This window comes from Frigidibacter sp. RF13, from assembly GCF_026626305.1.
In the GTDB taxonomy this organism is placed as follows: domain Bacteria; phylum Pseudomonadota; class Alphaproteobacteria; order Rhodobacterales; family Rhodobacteraceae; genus TMP-24.
In genome coordinates this window covers 175,837-194,418 of the sequence record NZ_JAPNUE010000006.1, presented here as the reverse complement: position 1 = coordinate 194,418, position 18,582 = coordinate 175,837, and the positions used below count along the sequence as shown (strand labels likewise).

Genomic DNA, 18,582 nt, shown 5'->3' with positions numbered 1-18,582 from the left:
GCGGGGGTTTTTCTTTGTGGCGCCCTCAGCCGGGTTCGCTGACGCCGCGCGGTCTTGCGCGACGGGACAATGGTTTTCCCGTGATTGGATGCAGGCCGGGGGAAACGATTTCTTGAAAAGAAATCGTGCCGGAAACTTTGAAGGTTTCCGGGCGTCAGAGCATCTGCCAGATGAGCCTCAGTGCCATCGCGGTCGAGGTGACGACGAGAAGCGGCTTGATCAGCCCCGCGCCGTTCCTCATCGCGAGATGCGCGCCGACCTGCGCGCCTGCGATCTGGACAAGCCCCATGGCGAGGCCAAGTTTCCAGAGCGGTGCGCCGAGAAGCGCGAAGGCGGCGAGAGAGCCGACATTCGAGGCGAAGTTCAGAAGCTTCGTATGGGCCGTGCCCTTCAGCACGCCATGCCCCGCCAGAAGCACGAAACCGATCATGAAGAACGACCCGGTCCCCGGCCCCACCAGCCCGTCGTAAAGCGCGATCAGCGGCACGAAGAGGGCGGTGAAGAGGGCGGGCGACAGTCGCCGGTGGCGGTCGGCATCGCTCAGGCCCGGTTTCAGTGCGAAAAAGGCCGCGACCCCGATCAGGATCACGGGCAGGATCAGCCGAAAGGCCTCGGTCGGGATGTAGGGCACGAGGCGGGAGCCCGCGAAAGCTGCCGCGAAAGAGAGAAGCGCTGGCAGCTGCTGCGCCCGCAGATCGACATGGCCTTTGCGCGCGTAGGCAAGCGCCGCCGTGCCTGCCCCGAAGGCGCCCTGTACCTTGTTCGTCGCCAGCGCCTGCACCGGCGGGATACCGGCCAGCAACAGCGCCGGCACGGTGATCAACCCCCCGCCCCCGGCGATCGAATCGATCAGCCCGGCGAAGAAAGCCGCGACGAGGAGGAGAAGCGCGATGGACAGCGTGACTTCGAACATGACATCTCCTGCACCCTAGGCGCGTCAGGCGAACTCGGCCGCCGCATAGCCCTGAATGTAGAGAAGCGCCGTCAGGTCGCCGTGGTTGATGCGGATATCGCACTCGGCCGCGACCGAGGGTTTCGCGTGCAGCGCCACGCCCGCCCCCGCGATCCCCAGCATGCCAAGGTCGTTTGCGCCGTCGCCCACCGCGATGACATCGTCCGCCGTCAGGCCCAGGCGCGCCGAAATCTCGTGCAGCGCCTGAACCTTCGCCTCGCGCCCGAGGATCGGGCGGGCCACATCGCCGGTCAACCTGCCACCCTCTTCCAGAAGCAGATTGGCGCGGTTCTCGTCAAAGCCGAGATGCGCGGCGACCGGACCGGTGAAGGCGGTGAACCCGCCCGAGACGAGCGCCGCATATCCGCCCTCGCGTTTCATCGTCGCAATAAGCGTGGCACCGCCCGGCGTGTAGGTGATCCGTTCGGCCAGAACCTCGCCGATGACCGACGTAGCAAGGCCTTTCATCAGGCCCACCCGCTCGATCAGCGCTTCCTCGAAATTCAGCTCGCCATTCATCGCCCGCGCCGTGATCGCCGCGATCCGTTCGCCGAAGCCGGCCTTTGCGCCGAGTTCGTCAATGCACTCCTGCCCGATCATCGTCGAATCCATGTCGGCCAAAAGCATCTTCTTCCGCCGCCCTTCGGTCTTTTGAACCACCAAGTCGACCCCGAGCCCCTGCAACCCCTCCCAGACCTGCCAGAGGTTGTTCGGCACCTCGGCCAGCGGGAATTCGGCAGCGATCCCGGGATTCAGCCAATGCGCCATGCCGCCGCCCCAAGCGTCGCGAAGGGATTCGACGGTCGCGCGGTCGAGGTTGGCGCTGGCGGGGCTGGCAAGAAGCGTCGCGGTGAACATCGGGCGTCCTGAAGGCTTTCGGTGGTCGCGGTAAAGCACGGGCACCGACGAGTTTCCAGCGCCCATTCTCCGGCAATGGAACGTGAGATGTCGCTTTCGTACGATAAAGCGGCGAAATGCGACACATTTTCCGCTTGCGCCTACCCGTGACGCCCCGTAAGCGTGGCGGCGGGACACCCTTCCCCAACGAAGGGCATATATCTGGAAGGATACCATGACGGACCTGACCAAACCGGCTGTGCGCCCGGTTAACGCGCGCTTCTCTTCCGGCCCCTGCGCCAAGATCCCCGGCTTTTCCCTCGACATGCTTGCAGACGCGCCCCTTGGCCGCTCGCATCGCGCAGCCGTCGGCAAGGCCAAGCTGAAAGAGGCGATCGAGCTGACCCGCGAGGTGCTTGAGGTGCCCGCGGACTACCGGATCGGCATCGTTCCCGCCTCCGACACCGGCGCCGTGGAAATGGCGCTCTGGTCGCTTCTCGGCCCGCGCGGCGTCGAGGTTCTGGCCTGGGAGAGCTTCGGCGAAGGCTGGGCAACCGATATCGTCAAGCAGCTGAAACTCGTTGCCAGCGTGAAAAAGGCCGACTACGGCCGGATCGTCGATTTCGCGACCGTCGACTTCGACAAGGACGTTGTCTTCACCTGGAACGGCACGACGAGCGGCGTGCGTCTGCCAAACGGCGACTTGATCCCCTCTGACCGCAAGGGCCTGACGATCTGCGACGCGACCTCGGCCGCCTTCGCGATGGACCTGCCCTTCGACAAGCTCGATGTCGTGACCTTCAGCTGGCAGAAGGTGCTGGGCGGCGAAGGCGCGCACGGCATGCTGATCCTCTCCCCCCGCGCGGTCGAGCGGCTGGAAAGCCACACGCCCGCCTGGCCGATGCCGAAGATCTTCCGCCTGACCAAGGGCGGCAAGCTGATCGAAGGGATTTTCGAGGGCGAGACGATCAACACGCCCTCGATGCTCGCCGTCGAGGATTACCTCGTGACACTGAAATGGGCGAAGGACCTCGGCGGGCTGAAGGCGCTGATTGCGCGCTGCGACGCAAACGCAGGCGCGGTGCGCAGCTTCATCGCGGGCAAGGGCTGGATCGCCGATCTGGCCGAAGACCCGGCGACCGGCTCGACCACCTCGGTCTGCCTGAAGTTCACCGATCCCCGCATCAGGGACGGCGCCACCTTCGCCAAGGCGGTTGCGAAACGGCTGGAAAAGGAAGGCGTGGCGCTCGACGCCGGTGCCTACCGTGACGCGCCCGCCGGCCTCCGCATCTGGTGCGGGGCGACGGTCGAAACTTCAGATGTCGCTGCCCTGATGCCCTGGATCGAATGGGCTTTTGAAGCCGAACTCTCCGCCCAGTAACGCTCATCGTCGCCCTTCGGGCGCTCTTCGTAACCCGCGATGAGTGGCCCGAGGCAACGAAGAGCCACTCGCAAGAAGGAATGCCCAAATGGCTCCCAAAGTTCTCGTCTCCGACAAGCTGTCCGAAACCGCCGTCCAGATCTTCCGCGACCGGGGCGTCGAGGTCGACTATCTGCCCGACCTCGGCAAGGACAAGGACAGGCTCCTCGAAGTGATCGGCCAGTATGACGGCCTGGCCATCCGTTCGGCCACCAAGGTCACGGAAAAGCTGCTCGCGGCCGCAAGCAACCTCAAGGTCATCGGCCGTGCCGGCATCGGGGTCGACAATGTCGACATCCCCGCCGCCTCGAAACGCGGCGTGATCGTGATGAACACGCCCTTCGGCAATTCGGTCACCACCGCCGAACATGCCATCGCCATGATGTTCGCCGTCGCCCGCGACCTGCCCGAAGCCTCGGTCTCGACCAAGACTGGCAAGTGGGAGAAGAACCGCTTCATGGGGGTCGAGCTTTTCAACAAGACCCTCGGCGTGATTGGCGCGGGCAATATCGGCGCCATCGTCTGCGACAGGGCCCTTGGCCTCCATATGAAGGTTGTGGCCTACGATCCGTTCCTGTCGGAGGAACGTGCGAAGACCCTCGGCGTGACCAAGGTCGAACTCGACGACCTGCTGCACCGCGCCGATTTCATCACGCTGCACGTGCCGCTGACCGACAAGACCCGCAACATCCTGAGCCGTGAAGCGCTGGCCAAAACGAAGAAGGGTGTCCGCATCATCAACTGCGCGCGTGGCGGCCTGATTGACGAAGCCGCGCTTTACGATGCCCTGACCTCGGGCCAGGTTGCGGGCGCCGCACTCGACGTGTTCGAGACGGAACCCGCGACCGAAAGCCCGCTCTTCAACCTGCCGAACGTGGTCTGCACCCCGCATCTCGGCGCATCGACCACCGAGGCGCAGGAGAATGTCGCCCTGCAGGTGGCCGAGCAGATGTCGGATTACTTGCTGACCGGCGCCGTGCAGAACGCGCTCAACATGCCCTCAGTCACGGCCGAAGAAGCTGCCGTCATGGGGCCATGGATCCGGCTTGCCGGGCATCTCGGCGCTTTCGCGGGCCAGTTGACCGACGAACCGATCAAGGCGATCAACGTCCTTTACGACGGCACGGTCAGCCACATGAACCTTGCAGCCCTGAACTGCGCGGCGATTGCCGGGATCATGAAGGTGACGAACCCCGACGTGAACCTCGTATCGGCCCCGGTCATCGCCAAGGAACGTGGCGTGCAGATCGCCACGACCCGGCAGGAGAAGGGCGGGGTCTTCGACGGCTACATGAAGTTGACCGTTGTTACCGACAAGCGCGAACGGTCCATCGCAGGCACCGTCTTCTCGGACGGCAAGCCGCGCTTCATCCAGATCAAGGGCATCAACATCGACGCCGAGATCGGGGCACACATGCTTTATACGACCAACGAGGATGTGCCGGGCATCATCGGCACGCTCGGCCAGACGCTGGGCGACGCGGGCATGAACATCGCGAACTTCACCCTCGGTCGCGCGGCCCAGGGCGGCGATGCCATCGCGCTGCTTTACCTGGACGAAGCGCCGAGGGAGAACGTGCTGAAGTCGCTGGCCGCCACCGGCAAGTTCAACCAGATCCGGCCACTCGTCTTTGACGTCGCCTGACCCTGCCGGGGCGCAAAGGGCGACAAACAATGTCGTATTCCGCGCAGCCCGGACGCAAAAGCACAGCAAAAGTCCGGACCGATCCACTGGCCCGGACTGTCCCATGACCCAAGATCATCGTCTTGAAACCTTGCGCGCCGCCCTCGCGGCGCTCTACCGCGCCGAGGGCCGCCCGGAGGCGACGCGCACAGCGGCATCGCTCCTCGCCGGGGTGCTCGCCGCCGAAGCGCAACCGCCCTGCGCGCTTGATGCGCTAATCCGCAGGACCGCCGCGACCTCCCCCCTGCCCGCCGCCCGCGCGGTACTCGCCGTGCAAGAACTGGTCCCCTGGGGCACCAATCCCGTCGCCGACCGCACTGGCAGCGTGGCCGATATCATCGCGGTGGCAACCTTGATGAGCCCTGAGGGGCCGATCCTTTCTGCCGACTTCCGCCTCGGCCTCTTCTACCAGCGGCCTGACAGCTACTATCCGCTGCACAACCATGATGCCGACGAGACCTATGTCATCCTCGCCGGTCGCGCCGACTGGACGGCGGGCGAAGACCGTCTACCACGGGGGCCGGGCGACGTGATCCATCATCCAAGCCGCATGCCGCATGCTTTCCGCACCGGGCCCGAGGGCCTTCTGGCGCTTTGGCGCTGGAGCGGTGATATCAACACCCATTCCTACGCCATTCTGCCCGATCCCGACGCCTGATCGCAGCCGTCCGATTGCATCCCTGCCGCGCCGCCCGTAGGGTCCGCGCGACCTGTCCTGCAAGGCATCGATTCACATGCTCACCTACGCCATCGGCGACATTCACGGCCATCTGGGCCAGCTTCAGGATCTGCACCTTCTGATCGAGAAGGACCGCGCGGCGCAGGGGCCGGCAGAGGCGCCGGTCATCCATATCGGCGATCTCGTGGACCGGGGGCCCGACAGCAAGGGCGTGATCGACTTTCTGATCGCGGGCCGGGCAAGGGGGGCGGACTGGGTCGTCCTGCGCGGCAATCACGACCGGATGTTCCGCGGCTTCCTCGACGATGCCGACTATCAGGACCCGCGGCTCCGGACCGATCTTTACTGGCTGCACGAACGGCTCGGCGGCGCTGCGACGCTGGCCTCTTATGGGGTAAAAGGCGCGGGCGAGCGCTTTCTGCATGATCTGCAGGCCGATGCCCGGGCGGCGGTTCCGGCCACGCATGTCGCTTTCCTCGACGGACTGCAGAATTACCATCTGCGCGGCACGAGCCTTTTTGTCCATGCGGGCGTCCGGCCGGGGGTGGACCTGCGCCACCAGACCGAGGATGACCTTCTGTGGATCCGCAATGATTTCCTGAAGGACGAGCGCGACCATGGTGCGCTGATCGTTCATGGCCATACGCCGGTGGACCGCGTCACACACTACGGCAACCGGCTGAACCTCGATTCAGGCGCGGGCTATGGCGATCCCATGAGCGCCGTCGCGATCGAGGGAAGCGAGGTCTTCCAGCTCACCCCGCGCGGACGGGTGCGGATCGCGCCGTGAGCGTCACAGGGGCGCAAGGCGCGCGCTTCGCGCGCTGGCGGCCCGTCGCCATCGGCGCGCGCCCCCGCCTTGTCCGGCACAGGGTCGCGGATGCGCGCTGGACGCTTCCCCCGCTTTCCATCGCGGTGATCGCCGATCCGCATGTCTGCGCGCCCTGGGTCACCGTTCCGGCGATCGAACGGATCGTCGGACAGGTGAACGGGCTCGGCGCCGATCTCATACTGCTCGCGGGCGATTTCATCGCCGCACGGCAGTTGCCGGGCCGGCGGATCGCGGCGGCCGATTTCATGGCCGCTCTCGCGGCCCTCCGGGCGCCGCTTGGCCGCTTCGCGGTGATGGGCAATCACGACTGGCGCGATTGCGCGCTGTCGCGCGTCACGCGGTTTCAGCGGAATTCGGTGATCGAGGCGCTGGCGGCCCATGATATCCCGCTTCTGAGGAACGACTCCGTCGCCCTGCCCCATGGCGATGGCCGGTTTCATCTTGTCGGTCTCGACAGCCAGCGCCCGCTGGCCCGCAATCCGCAGCCGGGTTTTCACCGGCCGGAGGCGGCGTTCGAAAGTGTCGAATCCGACATCCCTGCTATCCTTCTCGCCCATGAGCCGGACTATTTCGCCGAAGGCGACACCCGCGCCTTCCTGCAGATCTCCGGCCACACCCATGGCGGACAGGCGAACCTCTTCGGCTGGCGGCCGATGACGCCGTCGCGCTACGGCGGGCGCTACGGCTGGGGCCATGTGCGCGAGGGCGGGCGGCATCTGATCGTCTCGGGTGGCATCGGCTATTCCGGTCTGCCGCTACGTCTTTTCCAGCCGCCCGAGATTACGCTTATCACGGTCACCGGCAGCGCCTAACCTTGCCGCAGACACGGCAAGGAGGGTTCCATGACGGATATCGTGATTCTGGGCGGCGCGCGCACCGCCATCGGCACATTCGGCGGTTCGCTTTCGGGCATGGGGCCGATCGACATCGGCACGGTGGCGGCCAAGGCCGCGCTGGAAAGGTCGGGCGTCGCGGCGGAGCGGATTGGCACGGTCGTCATGGGCCATGTGATCAACACAGAGCCGCGCGACATGTATCTGAGCCGCGTGGTGGCGATGAATGCCGGTGTGCCGGACGGCACGCCCGCGATGAATGTGAACCGCCTCTGCGGTTCGGGCGTGCAGGCCATTGTCTCGGCCGCGCAGGCCTTGACGCTTGGCGACGCCGATTTCGCGCTCGCGGGCGGGGCGGAATGTATGAGCCGCTCGCCCTACGCGCTTCAGGCCGCGCGCTGGGGTCAGAAGATGGGCGATACGAAAGCCGTCGACATGATGACCGGCGCGCTGACCTGCCCGTTCGGCACCGGCCACATGGGCGTGACGGCCGAGAATGTGGCGGCCGAGCACGGGATCAGCCGCGCGGCGCAGGATGCGTTCGCGCTGGAAAGCCAGACGCGGGCGGCGAAGGCCATCGCCGAAGGGCGGTTCGAGCGCGAGATCGCGCCGGTCGAGATATCCTCGCGCAAGGGGCCGGTGATCTTCGATCGCGACGAACATCCCAAGGCCACGAGCCTGGAGGCTTTGGCCGCGCTGAAGGCGGTCTTCCAGAAGGAGGGCACGGTGACGGCGGGCAATGCGAGCGGCATAAATGATGGCGCGGGCGCGGTCGTGCTGGCCCGCGCCGAGGCGGCGCAGGCGGCAGGCCTGACACCGCGCGCGCGGATCGTCGGTTATGCGGTCGCGGGCGTGCGCCCCGAGGTGATGGGGATCGGCCCGGTGCCTGCGGTCCGCGCGCTTCTCGCGAAGACCGGGATGCAAGCTGACGATTTCGACGTGATCGAATCGAACGAGGCCTTCGCGGCCCAGGCGCTCGCGGTGTCGAAGGAACTTCATCTCGATCCGGCGAAGGTGAACCCCAATGGCGGCGCCATCGCGCTTGGCCATCCGGTGGGGGCGACCGGGGCGATCATCACGGTGAAGGCGCTTCACGAGCTGGAGCGGACGGGCGGGCGATACGGCCTCATCACCATGTGCATCGGCGGCGGTCAGGGCATCGCGCTTGCCATCGAGCGGCTTTGACCGTTCAGCCCTGATCCAGTTGCGGCCGCGCCTTGAGGCGCGGCCAAGACATCTCTCGCGGCGCGGGCTTTGGCCCGCGCCACTCGGGTTTGCCTCGGGCGGGGATATTTTCGGAACGAAAGAGCGGTGGATCAGTTCACGGTGACGGCGACGGCGGCGCTGCGGCCTTCGGCGTCGATGACCGAGAGCCGGTAAAAGCCCGGACCGCCGAGCGCCAGAAGGCTTTCGCGGCCGGTCTGGCCGAGGGCGGCGGGGGTGCCGTTCACCAGCCATAAAAACGGCGCGCTGCCGTCGCGGACCTTCACCGTGACCGCGCCGTCGGGAGCGTCGAGCGTGGCGCCATCTGGCGGGAAGGCCACTTTCGGCGCGTCGGGGGCGGCCTCCGCGAAGGCCGCGCCGCGTGGGCGGAAAGTGCGCAGGGGTTGCGGCAGACGCGCATTGGGTAGGATCAGCGTTGCGGGCGGGGGGGGCGGCAGCGGGTCGAAGCGCGGCTTCAGCCGCCCGAAGACCTCGAAGAGGAGAGGCGCTGCAAGCTCGCCGCCGAAGGCGCCGGGCACCGGCGTACCATCGGCGCGGCCCATCCAGACACCCGCGACATGGCCGCCGTCAAAGCCTATCGCCAGCGCGTCGCGGTGGCCGTAACTGGTGCCGGTCTTGTAGGCGAGGCGCCCCGGCGCCGCGCCCGGCGGCGGCGGTAGGCCCGCGAGGATGTCATCCACGAGCCAAGCCGCCTCGGGCGCGAAGAGCCGTTGCGGCAGCTCTGTCGCGCCGCCCGGTTCAGCGGAGAGCTGGATGGGCTGGCCGAGGCGCGCGAGCGCCGCGTAGGACTGAACAAGGTCCTTCAGCGAAATCCCGAGGCCGCCCAAGGCGACGGCAAGACCCGGCTGGCCGCCCGGGATCTGCGGGCGGGCGCCCGCACGGCGGAGCGCGGCCAGGAGGTTCGCCGGGCCGATCGCGTCGGTCAGGCTGACGACCGGGATGTTGAGCGAGGCCTGCAAAGCCTCGCGCACCGTGAGCGTGCCGCGGAAGGCGCGGTCGAAATTCTGCGGCGCATAGGTGCCGAAGGCGACCGGCCTGTCGTCGATCAGGGTTTCGGGATGGGCGAGGCCCTGATCGAAAGCCAGCGCATAGACGAAGGGCTTCAGGGTCGAACCGGGCGAGCGCAGCGCCTCCGTCATGTCGACGAAGCCCTGGCGGCGTTCGTCGCCCCAGTCCGCCGTGCCGACCGAGGCGAGGATTTCCCCGGTCCTGTGATCGGCGACGAGGATCGCGACCGAAAGCCGTTCGCCGGCGCCGGCTGCGGCGGGGGCGGCGAGCTTTTCCAGCGAGGCCTGAAGATCGCCATCAAGCGTCGTCAGATGCAGGCGCTTGACCGGATCGGCGCGGCGGAGCGCCTCTGCCAGCAGCGCGGCATGATCGGGAAAGGGGCGGCGGGCGGTGGGCACGGGTTCGGTCTCGGCGGCGGCGACCCGCTCGGCGGTCAGGACGCCCTGCCCTTCCATCCGCGCGAGGACCCGCGCGCGCGCCTCGGCGGCAGCGCCGGGGAAACGGTCGGGGCGGCGGGCCTCAGGGCTTTGCGGGATCGCCACCAGCAGGGCGGCCTCGGCCGGGGTCAGATGGCGCGGTTCCTTGCCGAAATAGGCAAGCGAGGCCGCCCGCACCCCTTCGAGATTGCCGCCATAGGGCGCGATGCGCAGGTATAGGTCGAGGATTTCCGCCTTGGTCAGCCGCCGCTCCAGCGCCAGCGCCAGCCGCATCTGGCGGAGCTTGCCCTGCCAGCGGCCGGTGCCGCTGTCTTCCAGCAACCGCGCCACCTGCATGGTCAGCGTGGAACCGCCGGACACCACGCGCCCGTTCCACAAGGCCTGCAGGCCCGCCCGGGCGATCGCCATCGGATCGATGCCGGAATGGCTGTAGAACCGCCCGTCCTCGAAGCCCACGAGCATTTTCAGGAACAAAGGATCGACCGGACCGGGATCAAGCCGCCAGCGGCCGTCGGCGACGGTGAAGGCCCTGAGAAGCGCGCCATCGCGGTCGCGCACCTCGACCGAAGTGTCGATCACAAGCGGCGGCAGGTCGGTCGCCGCGACCCATTGGTCCAGCCGGTCGCGGGCGATGGCGGCGGCAAGAAGGACCGCCGCCGCCAGAAAGACCACCCGGTGCAGGCCCGGGCGACGGGCCCGGGGCCCCATGTTACTCGGTCACCGTCAGGCGGCCCTCGGTGGTCCGCGCCCGGTAATCCGGCCGATACATGTCCTCGACCGTCGCGGCGGGCAGGTCGTAGCTGCCCGGAGAGATGGCGCGGACGATATAGGCCAGCCGGAAGGGATCAGACGAGGTCCAGTCGACGGCGGCGAGGAAACGGTCCTGCCGGAACTCGACATTGCGCGGATAATCGACGGTCGAGAGCCAGTCGAGGGCTGCGATGTCGCCACCCCGGATCAGGTTCGGATTGTCGATCTCGAAGCCCGCGGGCAGAGGATCGTTGACCATCAGCCGCGCCTCGCCGGGGCCGAAAGGCGTGACCTCGACCACGGCCACAAGCCGCGTGCCCTGCTTCACCGCCGACGGATCGACCGGCGCGCCGTCCATGGTGAACCAGCTGCGGTCGATCCGGTAGCCGTTGCCGCCCGCCGGTTCCGGCGCGGCGGGCACCCCGAAGGTGGTGAGCGTGAGCGTCGCCTCGCTCGCCCCTTCATTGCGGATCACCTGCGCGGCGCCGCCCGCTGTCTGATCCTCGATCACCCGGACGAGCGGCCCGGTGAAGGGCGCACCGTTGACCGAGAACTGGTCGGCCGCCTGACCCGACAGCGAGGCATGGGTGGCCAGCAGCGCCCACGTCGCTTCCTGTGTGGAAAGCGACCGCGACAGGAGCCGTGCTGCCACCGCCTGGCCAATCCGGTCGGCAGGCACTGCCGTCGATCCGGCCTCTGCCGCCAGCGCCAGAACCGCGGTCGCATCGCGAAGGCTGGTGCCATAGTCGGCGCGCCAGATCTGGGCCTCGGGCGTATTCGAATGCGTCTCGATATCGACGACGACCATCTCGGCCGCGCGCTTGAACAAGGCATCCGCCCGCGTCTGGTCGCCGTAGGAGGCGAGCGCCGCCGCAAGCTGGGCCGCCGCGATCGGCGTGTCGAACGCATCGGCCTTCACATCGGCATAATAGCGCAGATCGCCCATCGCCGCCGCGCCCTCGCGCGCCAGCACCATCAAAGCATAGGCCACCGGCCCGCCGTTCGCATCGAAATCGGGTTGGTAGTTGATCTGGTTCCTGAGATTGTCGAGCGCATTGCGGAAGGCGGTGTCGGGGACGTCATAGCCCTGCGCACGGGCGCGGCTGAGGAAATCGGTGACAAAGGCGTCAAGCCACATGTCGCCCGATTCCGGGTACCAGAGGCCGAAGGCGCCGTTCGAGGACTGGTTGAGAAGGATCTCGCCGATGGCCTCCTGCACGCGCTGATGGATCTCGCCGGTCTCGCCCAGGCTGCCCATCGCGCTTGCCACTTCCTCGAAATAGAGAAGCGGCAGCGCCTTCGACGTCATCTGCTCGGTGCAGCCGTAAGGATAGCGGTCGAGCGAGGCGAGGATACCCGGCGCGTTGAAGCGCGCGATGGGGCCAAGCGCCAGCGTCGCCGTGGCGGTGCCGGGTTGGAAGCCTTCGAAGACATTGGCGTCAAGCGTGAAGGTCTGGCCCGCCGCCAGCGTGAACTGGCTTTGGCGGATCGTCTCGGGGCTGAGGTCGCGGACCGGGATCGTGAGGCTCTTCACCAGCTGCTTGCCGTCGGGCGTGGTCAGCGCCACGCGGATCGTCGCGTCCTGTTCGGTATCTGGTGCGGTGAAGGGGATCGACAGGGTTGCCTTGGCCTTGTCCGCGAGGTCGACACCCGAAGGCCCGTCGCCGAGCGTCAAGCCTTCCGATGTCACATCGAGCCCCATCCGCCCCGAGGGGCCAGTGGCATGAACGATCTCCAGCCGAAGCGTGGATGTATCGCCCGGCGCGAGGAAGCGCGGCACCGATGCCGTCACCACCACCGGATCGCGGACCAGCACATCCTTTTCCGCCTGCCCGATCGACGATTTCGACCAGGCCACCGCCATCACCTTCACCGTGCCATTGAACGAGGGCAGCGCGAATTCTGTGCGGGCATAGCCGTCGGCGCCGACCTCGACCGGGCCGGAGAAATAGGCGACCAGTTCCTCGGTCGGCGGCGGGGATTTCAGCTTCACGCCGCCCGCGTCGCCACCCGACCGCACCACGCCCATCGCGCCGTTCTGACCGTCGATCAGGCGGCCATAGACATCGCGGATTGCCATGCCGAGCCGTTGCTGGCTGAAAAAATGATCCTCGGGGTCCGGCGCCTTGAAAGCGGTCAGGTTCAGGATGCCGACATCGACGGCGGCAATCGTGACCCAGGCCTTTTCGCCGGCGGCCACGCCCTCCACCTTCACCGCGACCGGCAAGGGTCCGCGCGGGTCGGCCTCGGCGGCGACCTCAAGCGTGGTCGCCAGCCGCTTCGCGCCCGGGTCGACCTTGGCGTAGGAGAGGCCCAGCGCCCGTGCGGGCGTCCGGCCCGCCGCCGCATCCATCGGCTGGATGACCGAGGCCGTCACATAGGCGCCCGCGCCCCAGTCGTCGGTCACCGGCAGATCGACGGTATTCTCGCCCTCTTTCACCGGCACCGCCTTCATCGCGATCAGATGGTTCGAGATGACGGAGATCAGCGCCGCGCCATCGGCGCGCGGTACGATCCGGACCTTCGCCGTCTCGCCCGGAAGATAAGCAGGCTTGTCGAGCGCCAGTTCCAGCGTATCGGGCGTCGAGGCTGCGTCAGCGGGCACATACCAACCCGCATAGAACCGGTAGGACGCCGCCGCCTGCGAGCCGTCGGCACTTTCGACGACCAGCTCGTATGAGCCCCAGTCGACCTTGCCCGAAACCGTCACCGGCGCCGCGCCCAGATCCGCCTCACCCGAGGCGGCAAGCGTGCGGGTCGTGGTCACATCCCAGTTCCACTGGCCGTAAAGCGAATACCACTGATAGCGGGTCTCAAGACGGTTGAGCTTCCACTTCACCGTCAGGGGGGCGGCTTTGCCGTCCGGCCCGACCGCGATCAGATCGAAAGCAGCATCCGCCCCCTGCGACGAGACGCCGCCCTCGAAGGCGGGCTTGATCCCGACAACCGGCGTCGCGGGCAGCAAGAGCCGCTCGACCGTCCGTTCGACCGGGCGGCCCGAGCCTTCGGTCAGCCGGATCGCATAGCGCACCGACAAGGGCCGTTTCGCCTCGGCGCCAAGATCGGGCAGCGAGACATAGATCGTGCCCTTGCCGTCCGCATCGGTCGCGCCCACGTCATAAAGCGTGTCATAGGTGGTCGAGAAGGGCACATCATACTGGCCGAACTGATAGCCGGGGAAGTCCGGCAGCTCAGAAACCGCGCTGATCCGGTAATCGCCCTCGACCGGCAGATCGGCCCCCGGCGCCCCGAAAAGATAGCGCGCATCGATGGCGATCTCGGTTTCTTGCCCCTGCCGCTGCGGGCCTTCTGCCGAGGCCAGCTCGAAATCGATCCGCTCGGGCAGGAAATCTTCCACAAGGAAGGTCTGGGACGCGAGAAGGCTGTTCTCACCCTCGGCGAAGGTCTCGATCCGCCAGGTACCGCGCGGCGCCGCACCTGCGATGGCAAAGCTGACAGCCCGCCCGCCCGCACCCGCATCGGGCGCAAGCTGGCGGCTGTATTCCACGCCATCGGGGCGCATGATCCGCACGGTCAAGGGTAGCCCCTCGATCGCCACCATGTTGGCGTCCCGCGCAAGGATCGTCGCATTCACCGTCTCGCCCGCGCGATAGGCGCCGCGGTCGGTCGAGAGGAACACATCGACCGCGGGTGCTGCGGGCCGCCCGGCGACGCCCCGGTCGGACAGATCGAATTCCGGCTCGGTCAGCGACAGGAACGAAAAATCCTCGCCCTCTTCCACCGTGATGACGGCGGGCGCCGAGCCACCCGTGCCCGAAACAAGCCCGCTGGAGAACCGCGCATAGCCATCCTTGTCGGTCTTGGCCTGTCCGATCACCGAATTGGCACGCGACACAAGCGTCACCGTCGCCCCTTCCGCCGCCGAAGCATCGCCCAGCCTGCGCACGAAGACATGGAGCCCGTCCGTACCCTGCATCGTGGTGAAGCCGAGGTCGGAGATCACGAACCATTGGGTCGCCGGCGGCACTTGTTCGGGATCGCTGTCACGCACCGTCGCCTGCAGCGCATAGATACCCGGCCCCAGATCCTTCAGGACCGCATCCAGCGGCAGGCGCGTCGTCACGTCGCGGTTGGCCTCGGCCTGCGCTGTGTCCGCCTCGCCGGTCCAGACCTCTTCGGAATACTGGCTGTTGAAATAGTCCGCCGACCAATAGTCGAGCGGGCGGGCAATCAGATCCTCGCGGAAGGCCGCGACCAGATTGCGGTCCGACACGCGGCTGAGCTTGAGGTCCAGCTTCGGCACGTTCACCGTCTCGACCGGAATGCCCGCCTCCTGCGCGCGTGGCAGGATATAGGCGCGGCCCGGGAAGCGAACCGACGCCGCGCGGTCGCGGATATAGGCGCTGATGGTGATATCCTTGGCCAGCGCCTCGCCATCGGCAGCGGGCAGGCCTTCGCGGAACGTGAGCTGATAGCGCTTGCCGTGCTCGACCCCGGTCACGCAGATCTGATTGTCGGTATTCTCGACCGCGAGTCCCGCCTCCGGCAGCGCCACGTAAGGCGCATAGTCGACGCCGGAAAGCGCGAGCGTCCCGTTGAAGGTCGCGCAAATGCGCGCCTCCGCGCCATCATTGTCGACCCGATGTTCCTCGATCCGGAAGCCGTATTTGCCGATCGCCTCCTCCAGAAGGGCCGCTGCATCGTCGCGCGGCGCCATCTCTTGCGCGAGATGCAGCGCCGGGATCATGTCGCGCCCGCGCTCCACCACTTCCAGCGCCCGCGCCATCACCATCAGCGCGGTGGCCTGCAGCGCCGGACCGTCGGACCTCAGATAGCCGTTCACCGAGGCCGACAGCGCGCGCCATCCGTTCGACTGCCGTTCGTTCCAGTCGTTGGTCTGTATCGAAAGCAGAAGGTCTGCATATTCAACCCACTGATTGGCGGCATCCGTCAGGTTGAGCGCCGCCCCCTGAAAGCGCGAGGCACCCAGGTAATCGCCATCCGCGCGCGCCTGGGCTGCTGCCTTCAAAAGCTCCTCTGCCGGCCATTCGCCGGTGATATGGGACATCGCCAGGTCGCGCGCCTGCTGCAGCGCCTGATCGAAATCCGCGTCCTGAAGGAAGGTAAGCTCCGACGCCCGCTTCGGCGCCACGATCATCGCCTTGTCGTCGGCAAGCTTGACCCAGCCAGAGAAGGCACCCTGATAGGGCTTCATGTCAGTGACGTCGCTTTTCAGGAAACAGGCATTGGCATTGGCGTTGAACGTCATCACCGCGCAACCGTCGGTGGCGAAACAGGCCTCGGCGCAGGCATCGAGCGATGTGTCGAACAGGGATTTCAGGTCCGATCCGTAGAAATCAGTATTCTCGGTCAGCACGAGACGCTTCTCGGGGATCAGCGTCCGGTCCTGTGCCAGCGCGCCCGTCGCCAGGACCGCTGCCACGACAACCGCAAGAAGACCAGAACCGCGCATCGAACCCTCCACTGTTAGCGCCAAGAGCGTGCCACGCGCTGCCCGTGAAAGCAATGTGGCCCCTTGGCGGTATTCCATACCTTTCACGCGTTTAGCGCCTTTTTACCTTGCTCGGCCAAACTGCGCCGAGAGCTGGGACGCGAGTCGGAGGCGGACGGTGAATATCGCCGAGAAACTGGTGCGGGAAAGGCGGGCGCGTCTGGCGGCCGAACGGCTTCTGGATCAGAAGGCGCGCGAACTCCACGAGGCGAACGCGCGGCTGTCAGATCATGCGCGCAGCCTGTCCGATACTGTGGTCGAACAGCGCCACGGGCTCGCCGAGGCGGAAAGCGAGCGCGAAGTGCTGAAAGGCCGCACCGCGCAGGTGGAATCGGAACTCGACCGCGCCCATGCCGCGCTGAAGCAGGCGCAGCGCCGCATGTGGGAGGCGCTGGAAACCATCCGCGACGGTTTCGCCGTCTTCGATGCCGACCTCAGGCTCATCATCGCCAACGGCGCCTTCGTCGCACTTTTCCGCGGCCGGTGCGACTTGCAGGCGGGCCAGAGCTACGACCACCTGATCCGTATGCTCGCCGAGAAAGAGATCGTCGAACTCGATGGTGGCGACCAGCATGACTGGCATAACGAGATGATCGCCCGCCTGATGCGCGACGAGATCCCGCCAAAGACCGTGAAACTGACCGACGAAAGGTTCGTGAAATTCATCGACCGGCGCGGCGAGGCGGGGGACCTCGTCTGCCTCATCTCCGACATCACCGACGTGATGCGCCGAGAGGCGGAACTGGAAGAGGCGCGCGCGAAGGCCGAGGCGGCAAGCCGCGCCAAATCCGCCTTCCTCGCCAATATGAGCCACGAAATCCGCACACCGATGAACGGTGTGGTGGGCATGGCCGACCTTCTGTGCGAGACGAACCTCAGCGACGAACAGCGCCTGTTCACCGAGACAATCAAATCCTCGGGCGAGGCGCTTTTGCAGATCATCAATGACGTGCTCGATTATTCGAAGGCAGAGGCCGACAAGCTGCGGCTTTACCCCGAACCGTTCGACCTCGAACATTGCCTGCACGAGGTGATGCTGCTTCTCCAACCGTCGGCGCGCGAAAAGGGCGTGAGCCTAAATCTCGATTTCGACCTCTTCCTGCCCACCCGCTATGTGGCCGACCCCGGCCGCATCCGCCAGATCCTCACCAATCTCATCGGCAATGCGGTGAAGTTCACGCAGGAAGGTCATGTGCTGGCCCGCGTCGTCGGCATGCCGCTCGATGGGGGACGCTACGATCTGCATATCTCGATCGAGGATACCGGCATCGGCATCGCGCCCGAACATGTCGGCCATATCTTCGGCGAGTTCAATCAGGTCGAGGATCAGTCGAACCGCAAGTTCGAAGGCACCGGCCTCGGCCTCGCCATCACCCGGCAGCTGGTCGAACTCATGGGCGGCGAGATCTGGGTGGACAGCGAGCCGGGACGCGGGTCCTGCTTCGGCTTCCGTATCGCCGTTGCAGCGGCGGAGCCCCTGCCCGAGGAACCGGAAAACAGGCCGATCACGCTCCGCCGGGCCCTCGTGCTCGACGCGGCGATCCTCGGGCGCGAGATTCTCTCGCGCCAGCTCGCGGGCATGGGCCTCGCGGTCGAGACCTGTCGCAGCGCGTCCGAGGCCACTGGCCTCCTGGGTCGCGAGCCGGGCTTTGATCTGGTGATGATCGACCAGGATCTGAGCGATGGTGCCTCCGGCCCCGGTCGGGGCGTCGAAATCTCTGCCCAGCTGCGCGGCGCAGGCTATCTCGGGCCGATCCTCCTTTACAGCACCGCGCCGATGAACATCCGCACCTCGGCGGGGCTGGTGCAGGGCTTGATGCAGAAACCGATCCTGCGATCTGACCTTTTCCGCAGGCTGCAGGACCTATCGGAAACCGCACGCCCGGTGGACCCCGCGCCACCGCCCGCGACCCGGGTGGAACCGGCGAGCCTCAGGCAGATGCGTGTCCTTGCGGCCGAGGACAACCGCACCAACCAGCTGGTGTTCCGCAAGATGGTGCAGGCCTTCGACATCGATCTGGTCTTCGCCGAAAACGGCCGCGAGGCAGTCGAGCATTGGCGGACCTTCCGGCCCGACCTGATCTTCATGGATATTTCCATGCCCGGCATGGACGGGCGCGAGGCAACGCGCGCGATCCGCACCGCCGAGGCGGAGGCAGGCCTTGGCGAACACGTCCCCATCGTCGCGATGACCGCCCATGCGATGGATGGCGATAGTGACAGCATCATCGCGGCGGGCGTCGATCACTATCTGACGAAGCCGCTGAAGAAAGCCGCTATCGGCGTGCAGATCGTCGCAAACTGCCCCAAGGGTGCCCGCCCTCCCGCCGCGGACGTCCCCGGCAGTTAGGGCCACTATCGAAAGTCACGGACTTTGGGCCTGCCGCACCGCATTCGGCCGGTCGCCCGGCGGCATGGCGGCCGTTCATTATTTGGCCAGACGCCAGAAAAAT

The 18,582-nt window shown here is 66.7% G+C and carries 11 protein-coding genes; 7 read left to right on the top strand and 4 right to left on the bottom strand.

Annotated elements, in window-relative coordinates; genetic code table 11:
* Nucleotides 1-154: 154 nt before the first annotated feature.
* Entirely contained in the window at nt 155-913 is a 759-nt protein-coding gene (locus OU426_RS13345) for a TSUP family transporter (protein WP_267634521.1), read from the bottom strand.
* Between the two features lie 24 nt (nt 914-937).
* On the bottom strand, nt 938-1,810 hold the full coding sequence (gene serB / locus OU426_RS13340) for a phosphoserine phosphatase SerB (protein ID WP_267634520.1): 873 nt from the start codon (nt 1,808-1,810) through the stop codon (nt 938-940).
* 214 nt (nt 1,811-2,024) lie between these two features.
* Here serB and OU426_RS13335 point away from each other — a divergent pair, with 214 nt between their 5' ends.
* The 6 genes from OU426_RS13335 (at nt 2,025) to OU426_RS13310 (ending at nt 8,422) form a co-directional block, all read left to right on the top strand.
* Nucleotides 2,025-3,170 (top strand): phosphoserine transaminase, encoded by a 1,146-nt coding sequence (locus OU426_RS13335; RefSeq protein ID WP_267634519.1) that lies wholly within the window; start codon nt 2,025-2,027, stop codon nt 3,168-3,170.
* Nucleotides 3,171-3,258: 88 nt separating this feature from the next.
* A complete protein-coding gene (gene serA / locus OU426_RS13330) occupies nt 3,259-4,854 on the top strand; it encodes a phosphoglycerate dehydrogenase (RefSeq protein ID WP_267634518.1) in 1,596 nt (531 codons plus the stop codon).
* A gap of 103 nt (nt 4,855-4,957) precedes the next feature.
* Entirely contained in the window at nt 4,958-5,551 is a 594-nt protein-coding gene (locus tag OU426_RS13325) for a dimethylsulfonioproprionate lyase family protein (protein ID WP_267634517.1), read from the top strand.
* A 76-nt stretch (nt 5,552-5,627) separates the two neighbouring features.
* The gene (locus tag OU426_RS13320) at nt 5,628-6,362 is read left to right on the top strand and encodes a metallophosphoesterase family protein (protein WP_267634516.1); all 735 of its coding nucleotides are present in this window, start codon (nt 5,628-5,630) and stop codon (nt 6,360-6,362) included.
* Entirely contained in the window at nt 6,359-7,216 is an 858-nt protein-coding gene (locus OU426_RS13315; RefSeq protein ID WP_267634515.1) for a metallophosphoesterase, read from the top strand. The genes OU426_RS13320 and OU426_RS13315 overlap by 4 nt, the downstream gene beginning before the upstream one ends.
* 30 nt (nt 7,217-7,246) lie before the next feature.
* Complete coding sequence (locus tag OU426_RS13310; RefSeq protein ID WP_267634514.1) at nt 7,247-8,422, top strand: acetyl-CoA C-acyltransferase family protein; 1,176 nt, start codon at nt 7,247-7,249, stop codon at nt 8,420-8,422.
* Between the two features lie 131 nt (nt 8,423-8,553).
* Here the strand turns inward: OU426_RS13310 and pbpC are convergent, their stop codons facing one another.
* Complete coding sequence (pbpC, locus tag OU426_RS13305) at nt 8,554-10,614, bottom strand: penicillin-binding protein 1C (protein WP_267634513.1); 2,061 nt, start codon at nt 10,612-10,614, stop codon at nt 8,554-8,556.
* Nucleotide 10,615: 1 nt separating this feature from the next.
* Complete coding sequence (locus OU426_RS13300) at nt 10,616-16,090, bottom strand: alpha-2-macroglobulin family protein (RefSeq protein ID WP_267634512.1); 5,475 nt, start codon at nt 16,088-16,090, stop codon at nt 10,616-10,618.
* 157 nt (nt 16,091-16,247) lie between these two features.
* On the opposite strand from OU426_RS13300, the gene OU426_RS13295 reads away from it, so the two are divergent.
* Nucleotides 16,248-18,479 (top strand): ATP-binding protein, encoded by a 2,232-nt coding sequence (locus tag OU426_RS13295; RefSeq protein WP_267634511.1) that lies wholly within the window; start codon nt 16,248-16,250, stop codon nt 18,477-18,479.
* Nucleotides 18,480-18,582: the final 103 nt, after the last annotated feature.